Source organism: Clostridium sp. AM22-11AC, from assembly GCF_003473545.1.
In the GTDB taxonomy this organism is placed as follows: Bacteria; Bacillota; Clostridia; order Lachnospirales; family Lachnospiraceae; genus Enterocloster.
Genome location: NZ_QUCM01000006.1, coordinates 12,005 through 29,797 on the forward strand (window position 1 = coordinate 12,005; position 17,793 = coordinate 29,797).

At 45.3% G+C, this 17,793-nt stretch carries 15 protein-coding genes; all 15 read right to left on the minus strand.

Going from position 1 to position 17,793, the window contains the following annotated elements; genetic code table 11:
• Positions 1-66: 66 nt before the first annotated feature.
• Positions 67-2,715 carry an alanine--tRNA ligase gene (alaS, locus tag DW251_RS07820; protein WP_118300677.1) on the minus strand — a complete coding sequence of 883 codons (2,649 nt, stop codon included), beginning with the start codon at positions 2,713-2,715 and terminating at the stop codon, positions 67-69.
• A gap of 224 nt (positions 2,716-2,939) precedes the next feature.
• A complete protein-coding gene (locus DW251_RS07825) occupies positions 2,940-3,680 on the minus strand; it encodes a lysozyme inhibitor LprI family protein (RefSeq protein WP_021870084.1) in 741 nt (246 codons plus the stop codon).
• Between the two features lie 142 nt (positions 3,681-3,822).
• A complete protein-coding gene (rnhA, locus tag DW251_RS07830; RefSeq protein WP_021870083.1) occupies positions 3,823-4,305 on the minus strand; it encodes a ribonuclease HI in 483 nt (160 codons plus the stop codon).
• A 21-nt stretch (positions 4,306-4,326) separates the two neighbouring features.
• On the minus strand, positions 4,327-5,928 hold the full coding sequence (locus DW251_RS07835) for an MBL fold metallo-hydrolase (RefSeq protein ID WP_347474635.1): 1,602 nt from the start codon (positions 5,926-5,928) through the stop codon (positions 4,327-4,329).
• Positions 5,929-6,161: 233 nt separating this feature from the next.
• The gene (gene spoIVA / locus DW251_RS07840) at positions 6,162-7,643 is read right to left on the minus strand and encodes a stage IV sporulation protein A (RefSeq protein ID WP_021870081.1); all 1,482 of its coding nucleotides are present in this window, start codon (positions 7,641-7,643) and stop codon (positions 6,162-6,164) included.
• Between the two features lie 50 nt (positions 7,644-7,693).
• Entirely contained in the window at positions 7,694-8,404 is a 711-nt protein-coding gene (locus DW251_RS07845) for an ABC transporter ATP-binding protein (RefSeq protein WP_118300678.1), read from the minus strand.
• Positions 8,405-8,418: 14 nt separating this feature from the next.
• Positions 8,419-9,177: an ABC transporter ATP-binding protein gene (locus DW251_RS07850; RefSeq protein WP_118300680.1), complete on the minus strand. Its 759-nt coding sequence runs from the start codon at positions 9,175-9,177 to the stop codon at positions 8,419-8,421.
• Between the two features lies 1 nt (position 9,178).
• Positions 9,179-10,249, minus strand: coding sequence for a branched-chain amino acid ABC transporter permease (locus tag DW251_RS07855; RefSeq protein ID WP_118300682.1), 1,071 nt, complete (start codon positions 10,247-10,249; stop codon positions 9,179-9,181).
• Between the two features lie 8 nt (positions 10,250-10,257).
• A complete protein-coding gene (locus tag DW251_RS07860) occupies positions 10,258-11,139 on the minus strand; it encodes a branched-chain amino acid ABC transporter permease (protein ID WP_021870077.1) in 882 nt (293 codons plus the stop codon).
• 117 nt (positions 11,140-11,256) lie between these two features.
• The gene (locus DW251_RS07865) at positions 11,257-12,486 is read right to left on the minus strand and encodes an ABC transporter substrate-binding protein (protein WP_021870076.1); all 1,230 of its coding nucleotides are present in this window, start codon (positions 12,484-12,486) and stop codon (positions 11,257-11,259) included.
• Between the two features lie 161 nt (positions 12,487-12,647).
• The gene (locus DW251_RS07870; protein ID WP_021870075.1) at positions 12,648-13,661 is read right to left on the minus strand and encodes an NAD(P)H-dependent glycerol-3-phosphate dehydrogenase; all 1,014 of its coding nucleotides are present in this window, start codon (positions 13,659-13,661) and stop codon (positions 12,648-12,650) included.
• A 24-nt stretch (positions 13,662-13,685) separates the two neighbouring features.
• Positions 13,686-14,321, minus strand: a complete 636-nt coding sequence (plsY, locus tag DW251_RS07875; RefSeq protein WP_021870074.1) for a glycerol-3-phosphate 1-O-acyltransferase PlsY — start codon at positions 14,319-14,321, stop codon at positions 13,686-13,688.
• A 199-nt stretch (positions 14,322-14,520) separates the two neighbouring features.
• Positions 14,521-15,849, minus strand: a complete 1,329-nt coding sequence (gene der, locus DW251_RS07880) for a ribosome biogenesis GTPase Der (RefSeq protein WP_021870073.1) — start codon at positions 15,847-15,849, stop codon at positions 14,521-14,523.
• A gap of 54 nt (positions 15,850-15,903) precedes the next feature.
• On the minus strand, positions 15,904-16,107 hold the full coding sequence (locus tag DW251_RS07885) for a DUF6472 family protein (RefSeq protein WP_021870072.1): 204 nt from the start codon (positions 16,105-16,107) through the stop codon (positions 15,904-15,906).
• Positions 16,085-17,536: a DUF512 domain-containing protein gene (locus DW251_RS07890; RefSeq protein WP_021870071.1), complete on the minus strand. Its 1,452-nt coding sequence runs from the start codon at positions 17,534-17,536 to the stop codon at positions 16,085-16,087. The genes DW251_RS07885 and DW251_RS07890 overlap by 23 nt, the downstream gene beginning before the upstream one ends.
• Positions 17,537-17,793 lie beyond the last annotated feature (257 nt).

Consider the following 17,793-nt stretch of genomic DNA (forward strand, 5'->3'; position numbering starts at 1 on the left):
AATTCCCATACGTCAAGAAAAATTTTATATTTTTCTGCGTTTTTTGCACTTTTTATTCAAACAGGCTTATTTGGTCTGTTCTTCTACTACTTCTACGGCTTTCTTTAAGGCTTCTTCAATACCAGCCGGGTTCTTTCCGCCTGCCTGAGCCATGTTTGGACGGCCGCCGCCGCCACCACCTACAAGACCAGCAATAGCCTTGATCAGGTTGCCTGCATGAGCGCCCTTCTTCTGAGCCTCATCTGTTGCAGTTGCCATCAGACTTACTTTTCCGTCCATAACGGAAGCAATCACAACCACACCTTCACCGATCTTATCCTTTAACTGATCACCCAGATTTCTAAGACCGTTCATATCTACATCAGCTACTTTGGAAGCAAGTACCTTAACGCCATTTACTTCTTTTACCTGGCTTAATACATCGCCTAAGGAGTCATTTGCCATTTTGCTCTTTAACTTCTCATTTTCAGAGTTTAATGCCTTGATCTCGTCTAACAGGGACTGGATCTTAGCTGTAAGAGCTGCAGGAGTTGTCTTAGCTGCCTTAGCTGCTTCGTGAAGCTCTGCTTCAACTTCTGCATAATGCTTCATCAGACCGTCAGAGGTAAGAGCCTCAATACGTCTTACGCCGGCTGCGATACCTGCCTCAGAAAGGATCTTGAAGTATCCGATGGTGCTTGTATTTGCTACATGGGTACCACCGCAAAGCTCTGTGGAGAAATCTCCCATCTTTACAACGCGTACCTTTTCGCCGTACTTCTCACCAAACAGTGCCATAGCACCGGTCTTCTTTGCTTCATCTATAGTCATAACTTCTGTTACAACTGGAAGCGCAGCCTGGATCTCTTCATTTACAATATCCTCTACCTTTTTGATCTCCTCTGGAGTCATAGCAGAGAAATGGGTAAAGTCAAAACGGAGACGTCCTGCATCTACATAGGAACCAGCCTGTTCTACATGGCTTCCTAATACAGTACGCAGTGCCTTCTGCAGTAAGTGGGTAGCACTGTGGTTCTTGCTTGTTAATGCACGGTTCTTCGGGCATACAGATAAGGTAACTGTCTCGCCAACGCTTAACATTCCCTTAGTCATAACACCTACATGGCCGATCTTTCCGCCCTGTAAATGAATGGTCTCTTCTACCTTAAATTCACCGTTTGCACTGTGGATGGTACCCTTATCGCCCTGCTGGCCGCCCATGGTTCCGTAGAATGTGGTCTGGTCTGCGATAATGGTTCCTCTCTGGCCATCTGTTAAAGCTTCTACGATCTCATCTTCTGTAGTCAGAACAGAGATCTTGGAGTCTACATCTAATTTATCATATCCTACAAACTCAGAGGTGATCGCAGCGTCAATAGACTGATATACAGTTACATCTGCGCCCATGTAGTTGGTAGTCTTACGAGCCTTACGAGCCTTATCCTTCTGCTCCTTCATAGCTGCTGCGAAGCCTTCTTCATCAACGGTGCAGCCCTTTTCTTCCAGGATCTCCTTGGTCAGGTCTACAGGGAAACCATAAGTATCATACAGCTTAAATGCATTCTCACCGGAAAGAGTCTTCTCACCGGCAGCTGCCATAGCATCTTCCATTTCAGCTAAGATAGCAAGACCCTGGTCAATAGTCTTATTGAACTTATCTTCTTCTTCCGTCAGTACCTTAAAGATCATGGACTGCTTTTCTTCCAGTTCCGGATATCCGTCCTTGGAAAGTTCGATTACAGTCTTGGAAAGCTCTGCAAGGAACTTGCCTTCGATGCCAAGCTTTCTTCCGTGGCGTGCCGCACGACGCAGCAGACGGCGCAGGACATAGCCTCTTCCTTCATTAGAAGGCATGATACCGTCAGAGATCATGAAGGTACAGGACTTGATATGGTCTGTAACAATACGAAGGGAAACATCGGTCTCATGGTCTTTCTGGTATTCCTTGTTAGAAAGAGCACATACTCTGTCTAACAGAGCCTTGTTGGTATCTACAGTAAACAGGGAGTCTACATCCTGGACAACAACTGCCAGACGCTCCAGACCCATACCTGTATCAATGTTCTTCTGCTTCAGTTCGGAATAATGGCCATGACCGTCATTATCAAACTGGCTGAATACGTTGTTCCATACTTCGATGTAACGGTCGCACTCGCAGCCTACGGTACATCCTGGCTTGCCGCAGCCGTACTTTTCGCCTCTGTCGTAGTAGATCTCAGAACATGGGCCGCAAGGACCTGAACCATGCTCCCAGAAGTTGTCTTCCTTACCAAAACGGAAAATTCTCTCTGGTGCAATACCAATCTCCTTGTTCCAGATATCAAATGCTTCATCATCATCCTGGTAAACAGATGGATACAGACGGTCTGGATCCAGTCCGACTACTTCTGTTAAGAATTCCCAGGACCAGTGGATCGCTTCTGTCTTGAAGTAATCACCGAAAGAGAAGTTTCCTAACATCTCAAAGAAAGTACCGTGACGTGCGGTCTTTCCAATATTTTCAATATCACCTGTACGGATACATTTCTGGCAGGTGGTCACTCTTCTTCTTGGCGGGATCTCCTGTCCGGTAAAGTAAGGCTTTAAAGGTGCCATACCGGAGTTGATCAGCAGAAGGCTGTTATCATTATGCGGTACAAGTGAAAAGCTCTTCATAGCCAGATGACCCTTGCTCTCAAAGAACTCAAGGAACATACGGCGCAGCTCGTTCACTCCGCGGTACTGTGGTTGTTTCACTTTTTTCTTCCTCCATTATATAAATTTGATTTAGGGTTTTTCAGTAAATATTTCAGGACAGCAAAAATCCGGGCAGAACAGACTTCGCCTGTGAATGCCCTCCTAAAACAAACCATGTATATAAACTCATAATCGGAATTTTACCATATAAGCGCTGAATTAGCAAGAGAAAATGACTCCGGAACTATGTCCAGAGTCATTTTTTCATTGTAACAGATCTCTATTTAATTTTCTTCTGCCAGTGCATCACACCGTTTTGCCAGCTCATAGGCCCTCTCTCTGGTCTGATTGACCATGCTTGAGGCATAACTTAAACTGTTTCCGCTTTTTCCGGAGCTGTCAGCTGCGTCTGACTCTCTTTTTTTCAGCCAGTCTCTTTCCTCATTTGCAAGGCTTTGGGCCTCTTCCTGGGGAAGGGCTTCTAATAATGCATTGTATACAGTGCTTAATTCCCCATCCCACATTTTCAACTGGGTTTCTGCAGAAGTTTTAGCGGAATAAACATTGGAGTCTGTTTCCTGTTCCTGCATTTTCTGGATCTGGCTGTCTAAGTTTCTCAGGCGGTCTGTATAGCTTTCCTGTTCCGGTTCTGCATCATGTAAAACCGGCTCCAAACCTTCATCCGGAGGATCTGCCGCCTGGACCTGCACCTGATCTTCTGAGGAATTGCTTTCTTCTGTTTCCTCTGCCGTCCTGGCTTCTGTTTCTTTCTCAGAACGTATCCCGGCACCCGCTGCCTCTGTCTGTTCCGGATCACCTGCTTTCATTTTTGCCTGTGCTTCCCGGGGGACTGCCTGCAAAGGCGCAGAGTCACTATCCACTGCTGTTTCAGCCGTGGTCTCAGAAAGAACCTGTATTTTCTGTTCCTGTGGGACTTTTTTTACAACGGAACTTGTATAGCTGGTAATGGCGATCCCTACTACCAGGATACAACCGATGATGACCCATATCCTTCTGTCTTTCATTCTTTCACATCCCTGATAAAGAGTAATGTTTTCCAGTCATACAGTACCACAAAATCAGGTGCTTGTGAATACAAATTCGAAAGGAGTAATATTTTGTAAGATTTGCGTAAAAATTGGGGCTGTGTTGAAACAGCCCCATGGATCATAAGGATAAGCCCTCATCTTCTATTAAATTATTTCCGTCTGCCGCTGTAGTAGCCAGCTGGTCACACCGCTCATTCTGTGGATGTCCGGCATGGCCTTTTACCCAGATGAATGTGACCTGATGCTGCTCTTTTGCCTTTAAAAGGCGCTTCCACAGGTCAATGTTTTTCACCGGTCCGCTTTTGCCCCGGTTCCAGCCTTTGGCGATCCAGCCGCTGATCCAGTTTTTGTTAAAGGCATCTGTAAGATATTTCGAGTCTGAATACAGCTCGATCTTACAGGGGCGATTTAAAGCTTCCAAGCCTGCTATGGCTGCCATTAACTCCATACGGTTATTGGTGGTCTTTTTGTAACCTGCAGATAAGGTCTTTTCATGTAACTGGCCATTTTTATCCACATAATGCATGACCACTCCATAACCTCCCGGTCCGTCTGGATTTCCTCTTGCTGATCCATCTGTGTAGATCTTTACTTCTGTCATTTTTCTCTGTACTCCTGTTGTTTATCGGTTCCATTTTTCGCAAAGAGCTAATATCTGCTCTGTAAAACGGGTCAGATCCTGATTTGCCCCGCCCTGGTTGCGTGCGATCACATCCATAAGCATCTGTCCTGCATCCACCAGTCTGGTGTAAACGCCTGTTGCCTTTCTGGTTGCCTGAGTTTCTGCCTCTACCGGAACAGGCTCGGTCTCCTTGATCCATACACCCTTTATCAGGTCAAATTCCGAACCGGAATAAGGTGCTTTTGCTGTAAGGCCAAGCTGGGTATTTAAAGCATCCGTAAGAGACTCACAGGACTCGTCATTTCCATGTACTACAAATACATATTTGGGCTTTTGTTCAAAGGCTGCAGCCCAGGTAAGAAGGCCGTCTCTGTCTGCATGGCCGCTGATACCATCCAAAGTCTCAATATGCGCCTTCACATCGATCTCTTCACCAAAGATCTTTACAGCAGGGGCACCATCCTGAAGCAGACGGCCTAAGGTTCCTTCTGCCTGGTATCCGGCAAATACCACACTGCATTCTTCCCTCCACAGATTATGTTTTAAGTGGTGGCGGATACGGCCGGCATCACACATACCTGCTGCGGAAATGATCACCTTCGGGGTCATATCAAAGTTGATATTTTTTGACTCTTCACTGGTAACGGAAAGCTTTAATCCCGGGAAATCAATTGGGTTGATACCCCGTTCTACCAACGCCTTTGTCTCCTCGTCATAGCATTCCACCATATTCTGCTTAAATACATGGGTAGCTTCTACTGCCAACGGGCTATCCACATATACCTGGAAGCCATCGTGACCGGTAACCAGCTTTTCTTCCTTAATATGGCGGATCATATAAAGAAGTTCCTGGGTCCTGCCTACTGCAAAGGCCGGGATCACTACATTGCCCTGGCGGTCTAAGGTCTGCTGGATGATACGGGCCAGACCTACTACATGGTCTTCGCCCTTTTTGTGATAGCGGTTTCCATAGGTGGACTCCATCACTACATAATCGCCGTCAGAAATATACTGGGGATCCCGGATCAGCGGTTTATTCTTGTTTCCGATATCACCGGAAAAGACGATCTTTCGCTGTTCATCCCCTTCTGTCGCCCAGATCTCAATAGAGGCTGAACCAAGAAGATGGCCTACATCCGTAAAACGCAGGGTGATGTTTTCGTTTAATTTAAACTTCTGTCCATAAGCCACACCTTCAAAATGGCCCAGAACTCCTTCTGCATCCTGCATGGTATAAAGGGCTTCTACCTCTGTTTTGCCGGCTCTGCGTGCTTTACGATTGCGCCACTCTGCCTCCATCTCCTGAATGTGGGCACTGTCCCGAAGCATAATGCCACACAGGTCTGCAGTCGCATAGGTGGTTATGATCTGCCCCTTAAATCCTCTGGCATAGATCCAGGGAAGCATGCCTGCATGGTCAATGTGGGCGTGGGTCAGAAATACGTAGTCAATGTCGCTGTAACTGACCGGAAGTTCCGCATTCTGGTAAGGATTGTTCCCCTGCTCCATACCACAGTCAATAAGGACTTTTGTATCTCCTACTTCCAGAAAATGACAGCTGCCTGTAACTTCATGGTCTGCTCCGATAAAGGTCAGTTTCATAAGCATTCTCCCCTCTGTTGCCCCTTTTTATTGTTATTATAAGGGTCTCGTTTTTGCTGACTCTAGTATAGCACATTTGCATGTTTATTTGCAAACTTTTTCAGTTATTTTGCATAAATTAGACAAGTTTTCTGATAATGTCGCTTACTACGCATATGCCACCGGGTCCCAAGCTCGAAAATCCTCTTGCAAGCAAGCTTGCATCGGATTTTTGAGTTTTGTCCCCTGGTGTGTCATATGATAATACAGATCATCCCCCCATTACTGTCATTAATGATCTTCTGCAGTGTATCCTGCAATTTCTGCTGGCACTCATCGGTCATCTGGGAGATCTTGGCCTGGATGCCGTCTTCTACGATCTGTTCAATGGATTTGCCGAAGATATTGGCATTCCAGATGCCTTCTTCACTGTCTTTGGAACTGGATTTTATGTATGCGATCAGGTCCTTTGCCTGCTGCTCGCTTCCCACAATAGGAGCGATCTCGGTCTCGATCTGGGCCCGGATCAGGTTTACAGAGGGCGCCTGGGCCTTCATTTTCACGCCGTACTTATTTCCATGACGTATCACTTCCGGTTCATCTAATAATATCTCATCTTTCTGAGGCATCATGACCCCATATCCCTTTAATCTGGCCTGGGCCAGGGCCTCTTTTACTTTATCATACTCTTTCTGCATACCTGCTAAAGTGCTTAAAGTCTGCATCAGCTGGTACTCACCTTCTATAGGCAGTCCTACATAGTCGCTTAATATCTGATAATAATAGCTGTCATCCATCTGTACCTGTAAGGATACGGTACCGTCTGCCATTTCCATTTTTTCGATCGTGATCTTTTCCACAGGTCCTGATGAGCCGCCAAATGTCTTTATCTGAGAAGCTGCATCTTTCATGTGGCTGACTTTCTTTAAAAGTTCCCTTGCCATATCGATCACCTGGGTTTTAAGCCAGTGGGTAGCCGGAAGGACTTCCAGCCATTTGGGAATATGAAAATCCAGTTGCGTAACAGGAAATTCTTTTAAAACACTTTCCAGAATATGGAAAATATCTTCTTTTTTCAGCTGCTCGCAGCTGACGGGAAGAACTGTCACCCCATAATCAGCTGCCAGCTGTTCTGCCAGCTTTAAGGTTTCATCTGAATAGGGTTTCGTAGAATTTAAAAGAAGGATAAATGGCTTCCCCAGCTTTTTCAATTCATCTACAGTCTGTTTTTCCGCATCTATATAGGCAGAGCGCTTTAATTCCCCAACAGAGCCGTCCGTAGTCACTACAATGCCAATGGTAGAATGATCCCCTATGACTTTCCTGGTGCCGATCTGGGCCGCCTGGGTAAAGGGGATTTCTTTTTCAGACCAGGGCGTTTTCACCATCCGCTCTTCCCCATTTTCCACATGGCCTGCAGCCCCGTCTACCATATAGCCTACACAGTCGATGAGGCGCACTTTCGCCTGGATCCCGTCTCCCAAAGTGATCTGCACCGCCTCTTTGGGGATAAATTTCGGTTCCGTTGTCATCACCGTTTTTCCCCCTGCGCTCTGGGGAAGTTCATCGGTACTTACTGCCTTTAGACTTTCATCTTCCATAGCCGGAAGCACAGCCAGCTCCATAAAACGCTTGATAAAGGTAGACTTTCCTGTACGCACCGGTCCCACCACACCGATGTAGATCTCTCCCTTTGTTCTGGCCTGAATATCCTTGTATACATTAAAATTGTCCATAAAAATACCCCCTTGCACGTTTATATAACATATGCAAGAGGGTATGATCTTTATTCGCTTAAATAAGCCTTCTTTACACGGTCGTTATTCATCAGTTCTTTTGCATCGCCGGAAAGGGCAATGGTTCCTGTTTCCAGAACATATGCCTTGTTAGCAATAGAAAGTGCTTTCTTTGCGTTCTGCTCTACTAAAAGGACCGTAGTGCCGTCTTTGTTGATCTGCTGGATAATATCAAAGATCTCATTTACATAAATAGGTGAAAGTCCCATAGACGGCTCATCTAATACCATTACCTTCGGATGGCTCATAAGAGCACGGCCCATAGCAAGCATCTGCTGCTCGCCGCCGGATAAGGTTCCTGCTAACTGATTCTTTCTCTCTTCCAGACGTGGGAAACGTTTATAGATCATCTTTAATGTTTCTTCGATCTCATTTTTATCCCTGCGGGTATAAGCGCCCATCATCAGGTTCTGTAAAACAGAAAGGGTCGCAAATACACGGCGTCCTTCCGGAACATGGGCAATTCCCATACTTACCAGCTTATAGCCCGGAATGTGGGTAATGTCTTTTCCCTCGTAAATGATCTTTCCTGCTTTTGCGTTTAACAGGCCGGTAATGGTATGCAAAGTGGTGGTCTTTCCTGCACCATTGGCACCGATCAGCGCTACAATGTCTCCCTGGTCTACATCAAAGGAGATTCCCTTTAAAGCCTGGATCACACCATAGTATACTTCCAGGTCTTTTACTTCAAGCATTGCCATACTATCTCTCCTCCTTATTCACCCAGATATGCCTTGATAACTTCCGGATCATGCAGTACATCACTGGTAGCGCCTTCTCTTAAGACCTGTCCGAAGTTTAAAACGGTCAGCTTCTCGCAGATACCGCTTACCAGCTTCATATCATGCTCAATAAGAAGTACAGTCATGTTAAAATTGTCACGTACAAAACGGATGGTATCCATCAGTTCTGCTGTCTCGTTAGGGTTCATGCCCGCTGCCGGCTCATCTAACAGAAGGAGCTTTGGCTCTGTTGCCAGGGCTCTTGCGATCTCTAACTTTCTCTGCTTACCATAAGGTAAGTTGGAAGCCTTAAAATCACATTCCTTATCCAGGTCAAATACCTTTAACAGGTTCATGGCCTCTTCGTCCATCTCTTTTTCAATCTTAAAATATCTCGGAAGACGGAAAATACCTTCTACTGTAGAATATTTATGATGATTGTGAAGTCCTGCCTTTACATTATCAAGAACGGACATATCCTTGAAAAGACGGATATTCTGGAAGGTTCTTGCAATACCGGCCTGATTAATCTCAATGGTACTTTTTCCGGTAATATTTACATCGTCTAAAACGATACTTCCTGCATTTGGCTTATATACACCTGTAAGAAGGTTGAAAATGGTGGTCTTTCCGGCACCGTTTGGTCCGATCAGTCCATACAGCTGTCCCTTTTCAATGTTGATATGGAAATTATCAACTGCCTTTAAGCCGCCAAAGGATATACTTAAATTCTTTACTTCCAGTAATGCCATATTATTTTGCCTCCTTTGCCGGTTTCTTATTTCCCTTTAATGCTGCAAACATTCTCTCACGAATAACTACAAACTGAGGTGCAGAGTTAAACAGCATCGCTAAGATCAGCACGATGGCGTACATCAGCATACGGTAATTGCTCAGTCCTCGGAGCATCTCTGGAAGGAGATACAGGATAACGGTAGCGATCACAGAACCGCGGATGCTTCCGATACCGCCAAGAACTACATAAACCAGGATCATAATGGACATGTTATAACCAAAGTTCTTTGGCAGAGCGGTCAGTGTTGTCAGGTTGTGTGCATAGAGAACACCTGCCACGCCAGCAAGACCTGCGGAAATACTGAATGCCATCAGTTTATATTTTGTGATGTTGATACCAATAGACTCTGCTGCAATACGGTTATCGCGGATAGCCATGATAGCGCGGCCTGTACGGGAATTGACCAGGTTCATTACAATAAATAAAGTGATCAGTACCAGGATCACACCAATGGTAAAAGTTGCTGCCTGAGGTGTACCGGTAATACCCTGGGCACCCTTGATCAGCACTTCGCCGTCTGCATCCATATTTAAGGACATGGAGTCTTTTAAAGAAATATGGAAGCCGGAACCATCTCTTCCCAGATATACAGCATTGATGATATTTTTAATGATCTCACCAAACGCCAGAGTTACGATAGCCAGGTAGTCACCTTTTAATCGGAGTACCGGGATACCGATGAGAATACCGAAAACAGCTGCTACTACCGCTCCGATGATTACTGCAATGATCAGAGAAACCGTCGGATTCATAGAGCCCTTCATGCACTTGGAGAACAACGCTCCGGCGAAAGCGCCTACGCACATAAAACCTGCGTGTCCAAGGCTTAACTCACCCAGGATACCTACTGTCAGGTTTAAGGAAACTGCCATAATAACATAGATACAGAAAGGAACTAAAAGTCCTTTCATCAGGCTGGACATATGTCCGGTGCCCATTAAGATCTGAACAACGATATATGCCACAACCACAATGGCATATGTGATCATATTGTTGATAAATGTCTTCTGCTTTGCTTTACTTTTCATACCCGCACCTACACTTTCTCACTGATCTTCTTGCCAAGAATACCGGTGGGTTTTACTAACAGTACAATGATCAGTACTGAGAACACGATGGCATCTGAAAGCTGGGAAGAAATATACGCCTTGGAAAGGATCTCGATCACACCTAAGAGAACGCCTCCGATAAAAGCGCCTGGGATGGATCCGATACCGCCAAATACTGCTGCCACGAATGCCTTGATACCTGGCATGGAACCTGTATATGGGGTTAAGGACGGATAAGCGGAGCATAACAGCACACCTGCAATGGCTGCCAGTGCAGAACCGATAGCGAAAGTTAAAGCAATGGTTCCGTTTACATTGATACCCATTAAGGTTGCCGCACCCTTATCTTCTGAAACAGCTAACATAGCCTGTCCTGCTCTTGTACGGTTAATAAATGCCATCAGGCATACCATGATCACGATACAGGAAAGAATGGTTGCAATGGTCTCGCCGGTAATATTTAACTGGCCGTCTGCCAGCTTTAATGCCGGGATCTTTACAACAGAAGTAAATGATTTTGTATCCGCGCCAAAGATCAGCAGTGCTACGTTCTGGAGCAGGTAGCTGACACCGATGGCTGTGATCAGTACAGCAAGAGGTGACGCACTACGTAATGGCTTATATGCCACCCGCTCAATGACAACACCTAACAATGTGCATGCTGCTACTGCCAGCAGGACGCCTAACATAGGCGGAAGCCCCATGGAGCTGACTGTGACGAACACAACATAGCTTCCTATCATAATAATATCACCGTGAGCGAAATTCAGCATCTTCGCAATACCATAAACCATGGTATATCCCAGTGCGATGATCGCATATACACTGCCCAGGCTGACGCCATTGATCAAATAGTTGATAAAGCTCATACATACACCTCTTCATTAAATATTGAAAGTTTAAATTCCCCTATAAAACCAAGAGGGTTGTCTTAACGACAACCCTCCTTTGGGTTATTGATCAGATTTTAAACCTTCTGAAATTGATTATTCCATTGCCTTGTAAGCGCCGTCTACAACCTGAACAGCCTTAGGATCCTTCTCAGGCTCGCCGTCTTCAGTCCAGCTCATGTTGGAACCGGTCAGACCGTCTACCTTGATCTGGGTCATAACGCCTTCCATAGCGTCGCAGATATCACTTGCGGACATATCAGGAGTTACATTTGCTTCTTCCATAGCAGCCTTGATGATGTAAACTGCATCATAAGCATCTGCAGCGAACTGGATTGGAGTCTCGCCATATGCTTCTTCGTAGCTCTTTACAAAGTTTACTGTCAGATCATCGGTAGCATCTGCAGCAAATGGAGTTAACAGCATCAGTCCTTCTGCCAGCTTTACATCAAAGTTCTCAACCTGTAAGATACCATCCATACCATCGCATCCGAAGAACTGTGGAGCATAGCCCATGGTATTAGCCTGCTGTAAGATCAGAGAAGCCTCTGTATAGTAGATTGGTAAGAATACCAGCTCTGCGCCGGACTCTTTTGCTTTCTGTAACTGAGTAGAGAAATCCTTGTTGCTGTCTGCGGTAAATGCTTCTGCGTCAACAACTTCAAGGCCCTGGTTTGGAGCTTCCTGAGCAAACTTCTCATAGATACCGCTAGAGTATACATCAGAGCTGTCATAGATTACAGCAACCTTGCTTGCCAGTTTGTGCTCACCAATGTACTTAGCAGATGCAGTACCCTGAGCCGGGTCAGAATAGCATACACGGAATACGTTTGGATTTGCGGCACACTCTACTGCGGAACCGGATGGAGTGATCTGGAACATATTATCAGCTGCGGTCTTATCAGCAACTGCGATACATGGAGCGGAGGTAGTAGTTCCTACCAGAGCCTGCATGCCCCAGTCTTTTAAAGTATTGTAAGCATTAACAGACTTCTCTGCGTCATGCTCATCATCCTGGAACTGGAATTCGATCTGTGCGCCATTGATACCGCCAGCCTCGTTGATCTCCTTAACAGCAACTTCTGCACCATGCTGTACAGCCAGACCATAAACTGCTGCACCACCGGTTACAGGGCCGATGCCACCGATTTTAAATACAGCGCCATCTGCTGCTGCACTGCTTTCGCCTGCTGCTGCGCTTTCTCCCTCTGCCTTGCTTTCACCAGCAGCTGCTGCTGTGGTAGATGCGGAGTCAGAGCCGCCGCATGCGGTTAAAGATGCTGCCATAACTACTGCTAAACCAGCGCTTAAGAATCTTTTTTTCATAATAGTTTCCTCCTCACATGACTGTATCTGATATGTCTTTCATACAGATACATTTGTTCTTAAACTTTTTACATTATAAAAACTGACTATTGCCTTGTCAATACCTTTTTATAAAAAAATATGAGAAGGATAGGTTGTTTCATAACCTGTAGTTATGGGAGTTATTCCTTATCCCAGACAAGACAGGTATTTTCCATCCTCTTATCCCGCAGCATCAGCTCTGCCAGGGCATCTTTTGCAGACTTGCCATCAAATAAAACTTCATTCACCTGTTCTACGATGGGCATGGTCACATGGTATTTTTCTGCCAGCTTTAAAGCTGCCTTTGCAGAATAAACGCCTTCCACTACCATCTTTACTTCTTTCATTGCCTCATCCATGGTATAGCCTTTGCCGATGAGGATACCTGCCCTGCGATTACGGCTGTGCATGCTGGCACAGGTAACGATCAGATCGCCGATACCAGTCAGTCCTGAGAAGGTCTCCGGCTTTCCGCCCATAACCGTTCCTAAACGGGTGATCTCTGCAATACCTCTGGTGATCAGGGCTGCCTTTGTGTTATCCCCACATCCTAAACCATCTGCCGTGCCTGCCGCCAGGGCAATGACATTCTTTAATGCTCCGCCCAGCTCAATGCCTAACATATCCGGACTCGTGTATACGCGGAATACAGGACTCATAAATAAACTCTGCACATATTCTGCTGCTGCCTTGCTGTGAGCGCCTGCTACACAGGTGGTAGGAAGACCTCTGCTCACTTCTTCTGCATGGCTCGGTCCGGAAAGGACGGTTACCTCTGCTTCTGGAAGTTCTTCTTCAATGACCTCTGAAAGAGTTTTTAAAGTTGCCTCTTCAATTCCCTTTGCTACATTTGTAACGATCTGACCTGGTTTTAACCATGGTTTCATTTTTGCTGCTGTCTGTCTCACGTAGACAGATGGCACGGACAGGACCAACAGATCTTTGTCCTTCATAGCCGCCTTTAAGTCACCGGTGATCTCAATTGCTTCCGGTATTGGCGTATCTCCTAAATTGGGATGCTTTCTGTTTACTGATAAACTTTCCACTTCTGCGGGAACTGCTGACCAGAGCTGCACTTTATGACCATTTCCGTTTAAAAGGATCGCCAGTGATGTTCCCCATGTTCCTGATCCGATTACTCCAACTGATGCCATAACCCCACCATCCTTTGCCATTTTTTATGATTTTTTTGCGCCGATCTTATTTTCATTTCCATGGATCAGACGGACGATATTTGCCCTGTGCCGCCAGAATGCCATAGCAGCGATCACTGCTGTCACTGCGCTATATTCTATAGAAGAAATAGCGCTTAAACTGTAAGCTCCGCATCTTCCCATGTAGATATTCCATGCCAGAAGGATCACAGAAACCACCAGGGAACCTAAAGAAACATAACGTGTTACAGCCACGATCAGTACAAATACCGCCAGACATAAAACAGTCAGTCTCCAGTCAATTGAGAAAATGATACCGGCTGTTGCCGCAATTCCTTTTCCGCCTTTAAAATGCAGATAAAAAGGATAATTATGTCCTAAGATAACTCCTAAACCAATATAAAGCATATACACATATGCATAGTCCGGCTGGTCTTTAAAAACAAAGCGCACTGCCATACAGGGGATCACTGTTTTTAAGAAATCTCCCAAAAATACAGTAAGGCCTGCTTTCTTTCCCATTACACGCAGCGCATTGGTACTGCCGGAATTTCCGCTTCCGTATTTGCGGATGTCGATCCCGTGGACCCTTCCATAAATATAACCAGTCTGGAAGATACCAAACAGATACCCCACTGCCAAACATACAAGACGTTCCATTTTCATACCCCTTATGTAATTTTATCACATTTTATTTTTTGCGTTTTCACATGTTTTTACACTTTTTAGCATAGATATTTGTCCGTGTAATACGCACATTTGCTTTTGCAACCAAAACGCAATTCAGGGACTGCTGCGCCAGCTGTTTTTAAAAGCTGTGTGCAGCAGGCCCTGCTGATCTACATTGTCTATTTATTAACTATTTATCCTTATCTTTCCGCTCGCGGATAATGAATTTTAAAGATGTACCTCTGAAACCAAAGGCATTGCGGATCTGGTTCTCTATATATCTGGTATAAGAGAAATGCATCAGTTCCTTGTCGTTTACAAAGACTACAAATGTAGGCGGCTTTACAGCGACCTGGGTCACATAGTAGATCTTTAAGCGCTTACCCTTGTCAGACGGTGGCTGCTGCATGGCAACTGCCTCGGATACGATCTCATTTAACACACCGGTAGCTACACGCATATTCTGGTTCTGGCGCACTGCATCGATCAGTTCAAACAGTTTTGGAAGTCTCTGGCCTGTTTCTGCTGAGATAAAGATATACTCTGCATATGGCATAAAAGAGAGAGTTTCTTTTAACTTATTGGTATACTGATAAATGGTCTTGTCATTCTTTTCAATGGCATCCCACTTGTTTACAGCAACAATGATACCTTTTCCACGTTCATGGGCAATACCTGCGATCTTTGCATCCTGCTCTGTGATGCCCTCTTTTGCATCAATTACAATAATGACTACATCCGCACGGTCTACTGCTGTTACAGTACGGATGATACTGTAGCGCTCCAGGTCTTCTTTGATCTTATTCTTACGGCGCAGTCCTGCTGTATCAATAAATACATAGGGAACACCATTGTGGATGATCTCTGTATCTACTGCATCTCTGGTGGTTCCTGCAATATTGGAAACGATCACACGGTTCTCACCTAACAGCTTATTGATAAGAGAAGATTTACCCACATTTGGTTTTCCTACTACTGCGATCCTTGGACGGTCATCTTCCTCTTCTTCCATCTGGGAAGCATCGAAATGTTTTACTACCTCATCTAACAGATCGCCGATACCTAAACGGGAAGCACCGGATACGGGGATCGGATCACCGATACCTAAATTATAGAATTCATATACATCATTGCCGAATTTTGCAAGGCTGTCTACCTTGTTTACAGCCAGGATCACTGGCTTGTGGGACTTGCGCAGCATATCTGCTACCTTCGAGTCAGCGTCTACCAGACCCTGACGTACATCTACGATAAATACGATCACGTCTGCAGTAGCAATCGCGATCTCCGCCTGCTCTCTCATCTGTGAAAGAATGATATCGCTGCTGTCAGGCTCAATACCACCTGTATCGATCAGTGTAAAGTTCATGTTCAGCCAGGTACAGTCTGCATAAATTCTGTCTCTGGTAACACCTGGTGTATCTTTTACAATGGAAATAGTATCCCCTGCAATTACATTGAACAGGGTGGATTTTCCAACGTTTGGCCTTCCTACAATGGCCACTACCGGTTTACTCAATTGTTTTCCTCCTTACTTTGTCAAGCGCCATGCTTTGCCTGCGCTTTATCACCACTATATCTGTTTGCGCACGATCTTATACTCGTCATCTGACTGGTAATAAGGGCAGGCTCTCACATCTCCTTTTAAGAAGCGCACCATATCGTCCTCATCTAAATCTACTTCGCAGACATAGTATTCATTTTCTTCATCATATACATAGTTTCCGCAGCATTCACAGCTGCCGACGACCTTATTATCTTTCACTTTCTGTTTCATCGTCCTCTATATACTCATCCTCATCTTCCCATATCTCATCTAACTCATAGCCTTCATAACCATATTCTTCTCCAGGAAGCCCTTCTTCCTTTGGTTCAGGCTCCGGCTCTGAAGATGGATCAAGGATAGCGTGGACAAAATCTTGCCCGTCTGATTTTACTATACGTATCTTAACTTGTAAAGCCTTTTCTACATCTTCTGCTGTTAAGTCATCTAAGAATACAGTTTCACCGATACGGAACATATTAATAGGAAGAAGGAGATATTCTCCCAGATTTTTATCCTTCAGCTGGGCGATCAGGTCTTTTGCAGTGATCAGACCTGAAACCGTAATACGCTCCCCAAAAAAATCATTCCGGATGGGATAAATGTTGATGGTCCTGTTTGGGAATTTTTTCCGGATCCATCCAGCATATTTTTCCATATAAGGATAAGGAAGACGGCCGGTTGCAAGGGATACCAGTCCCGGTTCGTCATTTCCTTCTACCTTGTCTAAGGCATCTGCTACCTCTGTAGCCATAAGACGCAGCATTCCCACGCCATTTTCCAGCTGGATATAGCCGTCATAGCGTTCTTCCTCCGGCAGTTCCCTTTCTGCCAGTGTATAAAACTCATCGCTGGCATGGATAAAATGGATCCCGTGTTCTGCGTAGATCTTCTTCTGCCACCGTTCGATCATATCAATAGTAGCGCAGGCGTCTTCTTTTGTAAAAGGCTCTAATGGATATAAGCCGTCTCTGTATTTGGAAAGTCCTACAGGAACTACGGAAACGCTCTGCATAACAGGGGCATATTTGGACAGGTCACTGATGGAACGTTCCAGCTCTGCCCCGTCATTTACTCCCTTGCAGAGAACGATCTGGCCGTTCATAGGAGTTTCCGCTTCATATAAGCGGTCAATGATCTTTAAGGCCCGTCCCGCAAACCGGTTGTGCAGCATCATACACCGCAGTTCCGGATTGGTCGTCTGTACGGAAATGTTGATGGGCGCCAGTTTGAAGCGGATGATACGCTCTACATCTTTATCTTTTAAGTTGGTCAGTGTAACATAATTTCCCTGAAGGAACGATAAACGGGTATCATCATCTTTGAAATAAAGGGTCTCTCTCATTCCCGGCGGCATCTGGTCGATAAAGCAGAAAATACATTTGTTGCTGCAGGAACGGTAATCGCTCATCAGACCATTTTCAAAAGTCAGTCCCAGATCTTCATAATCATTTTCTATATCCAGTTCCCATTCTTCCCCGTTGGCCTTTCGCACCACCATAGTCATAGACGGGCTGTTTACATAATATTCGTAGTCAAAAATGTCTTCAACGGGATTTCCGTTGATGGTAAGGACCCTGTCTCCCGGCTCCAGCTCCAGTTCCTCTCCAATGGAACCCGGATCTACTTTTGAGATCGGATGTCCTTCCAGTTTTTTATTCATATTCATATAACCTCTGTGTATTTCGTTAGTTCACTTAGGTTCACGCACTGACGCGCTCCACTGCCTGCTGTCGCAGGCAGAACCTTCGTTAATGGCTCGTGAAAAATAAATGCCACCTTTCGGCGTCGCTTATTTTTCCCTTCGCTCATTACATCATAACAATTTTAGAAAGTTTTGTAAACCAGATTTACAGCACGAAAATGCCGCAAAGCAGATTTACCCTCTGTTTTGCGGCATGATGATTGCTAGTATATACA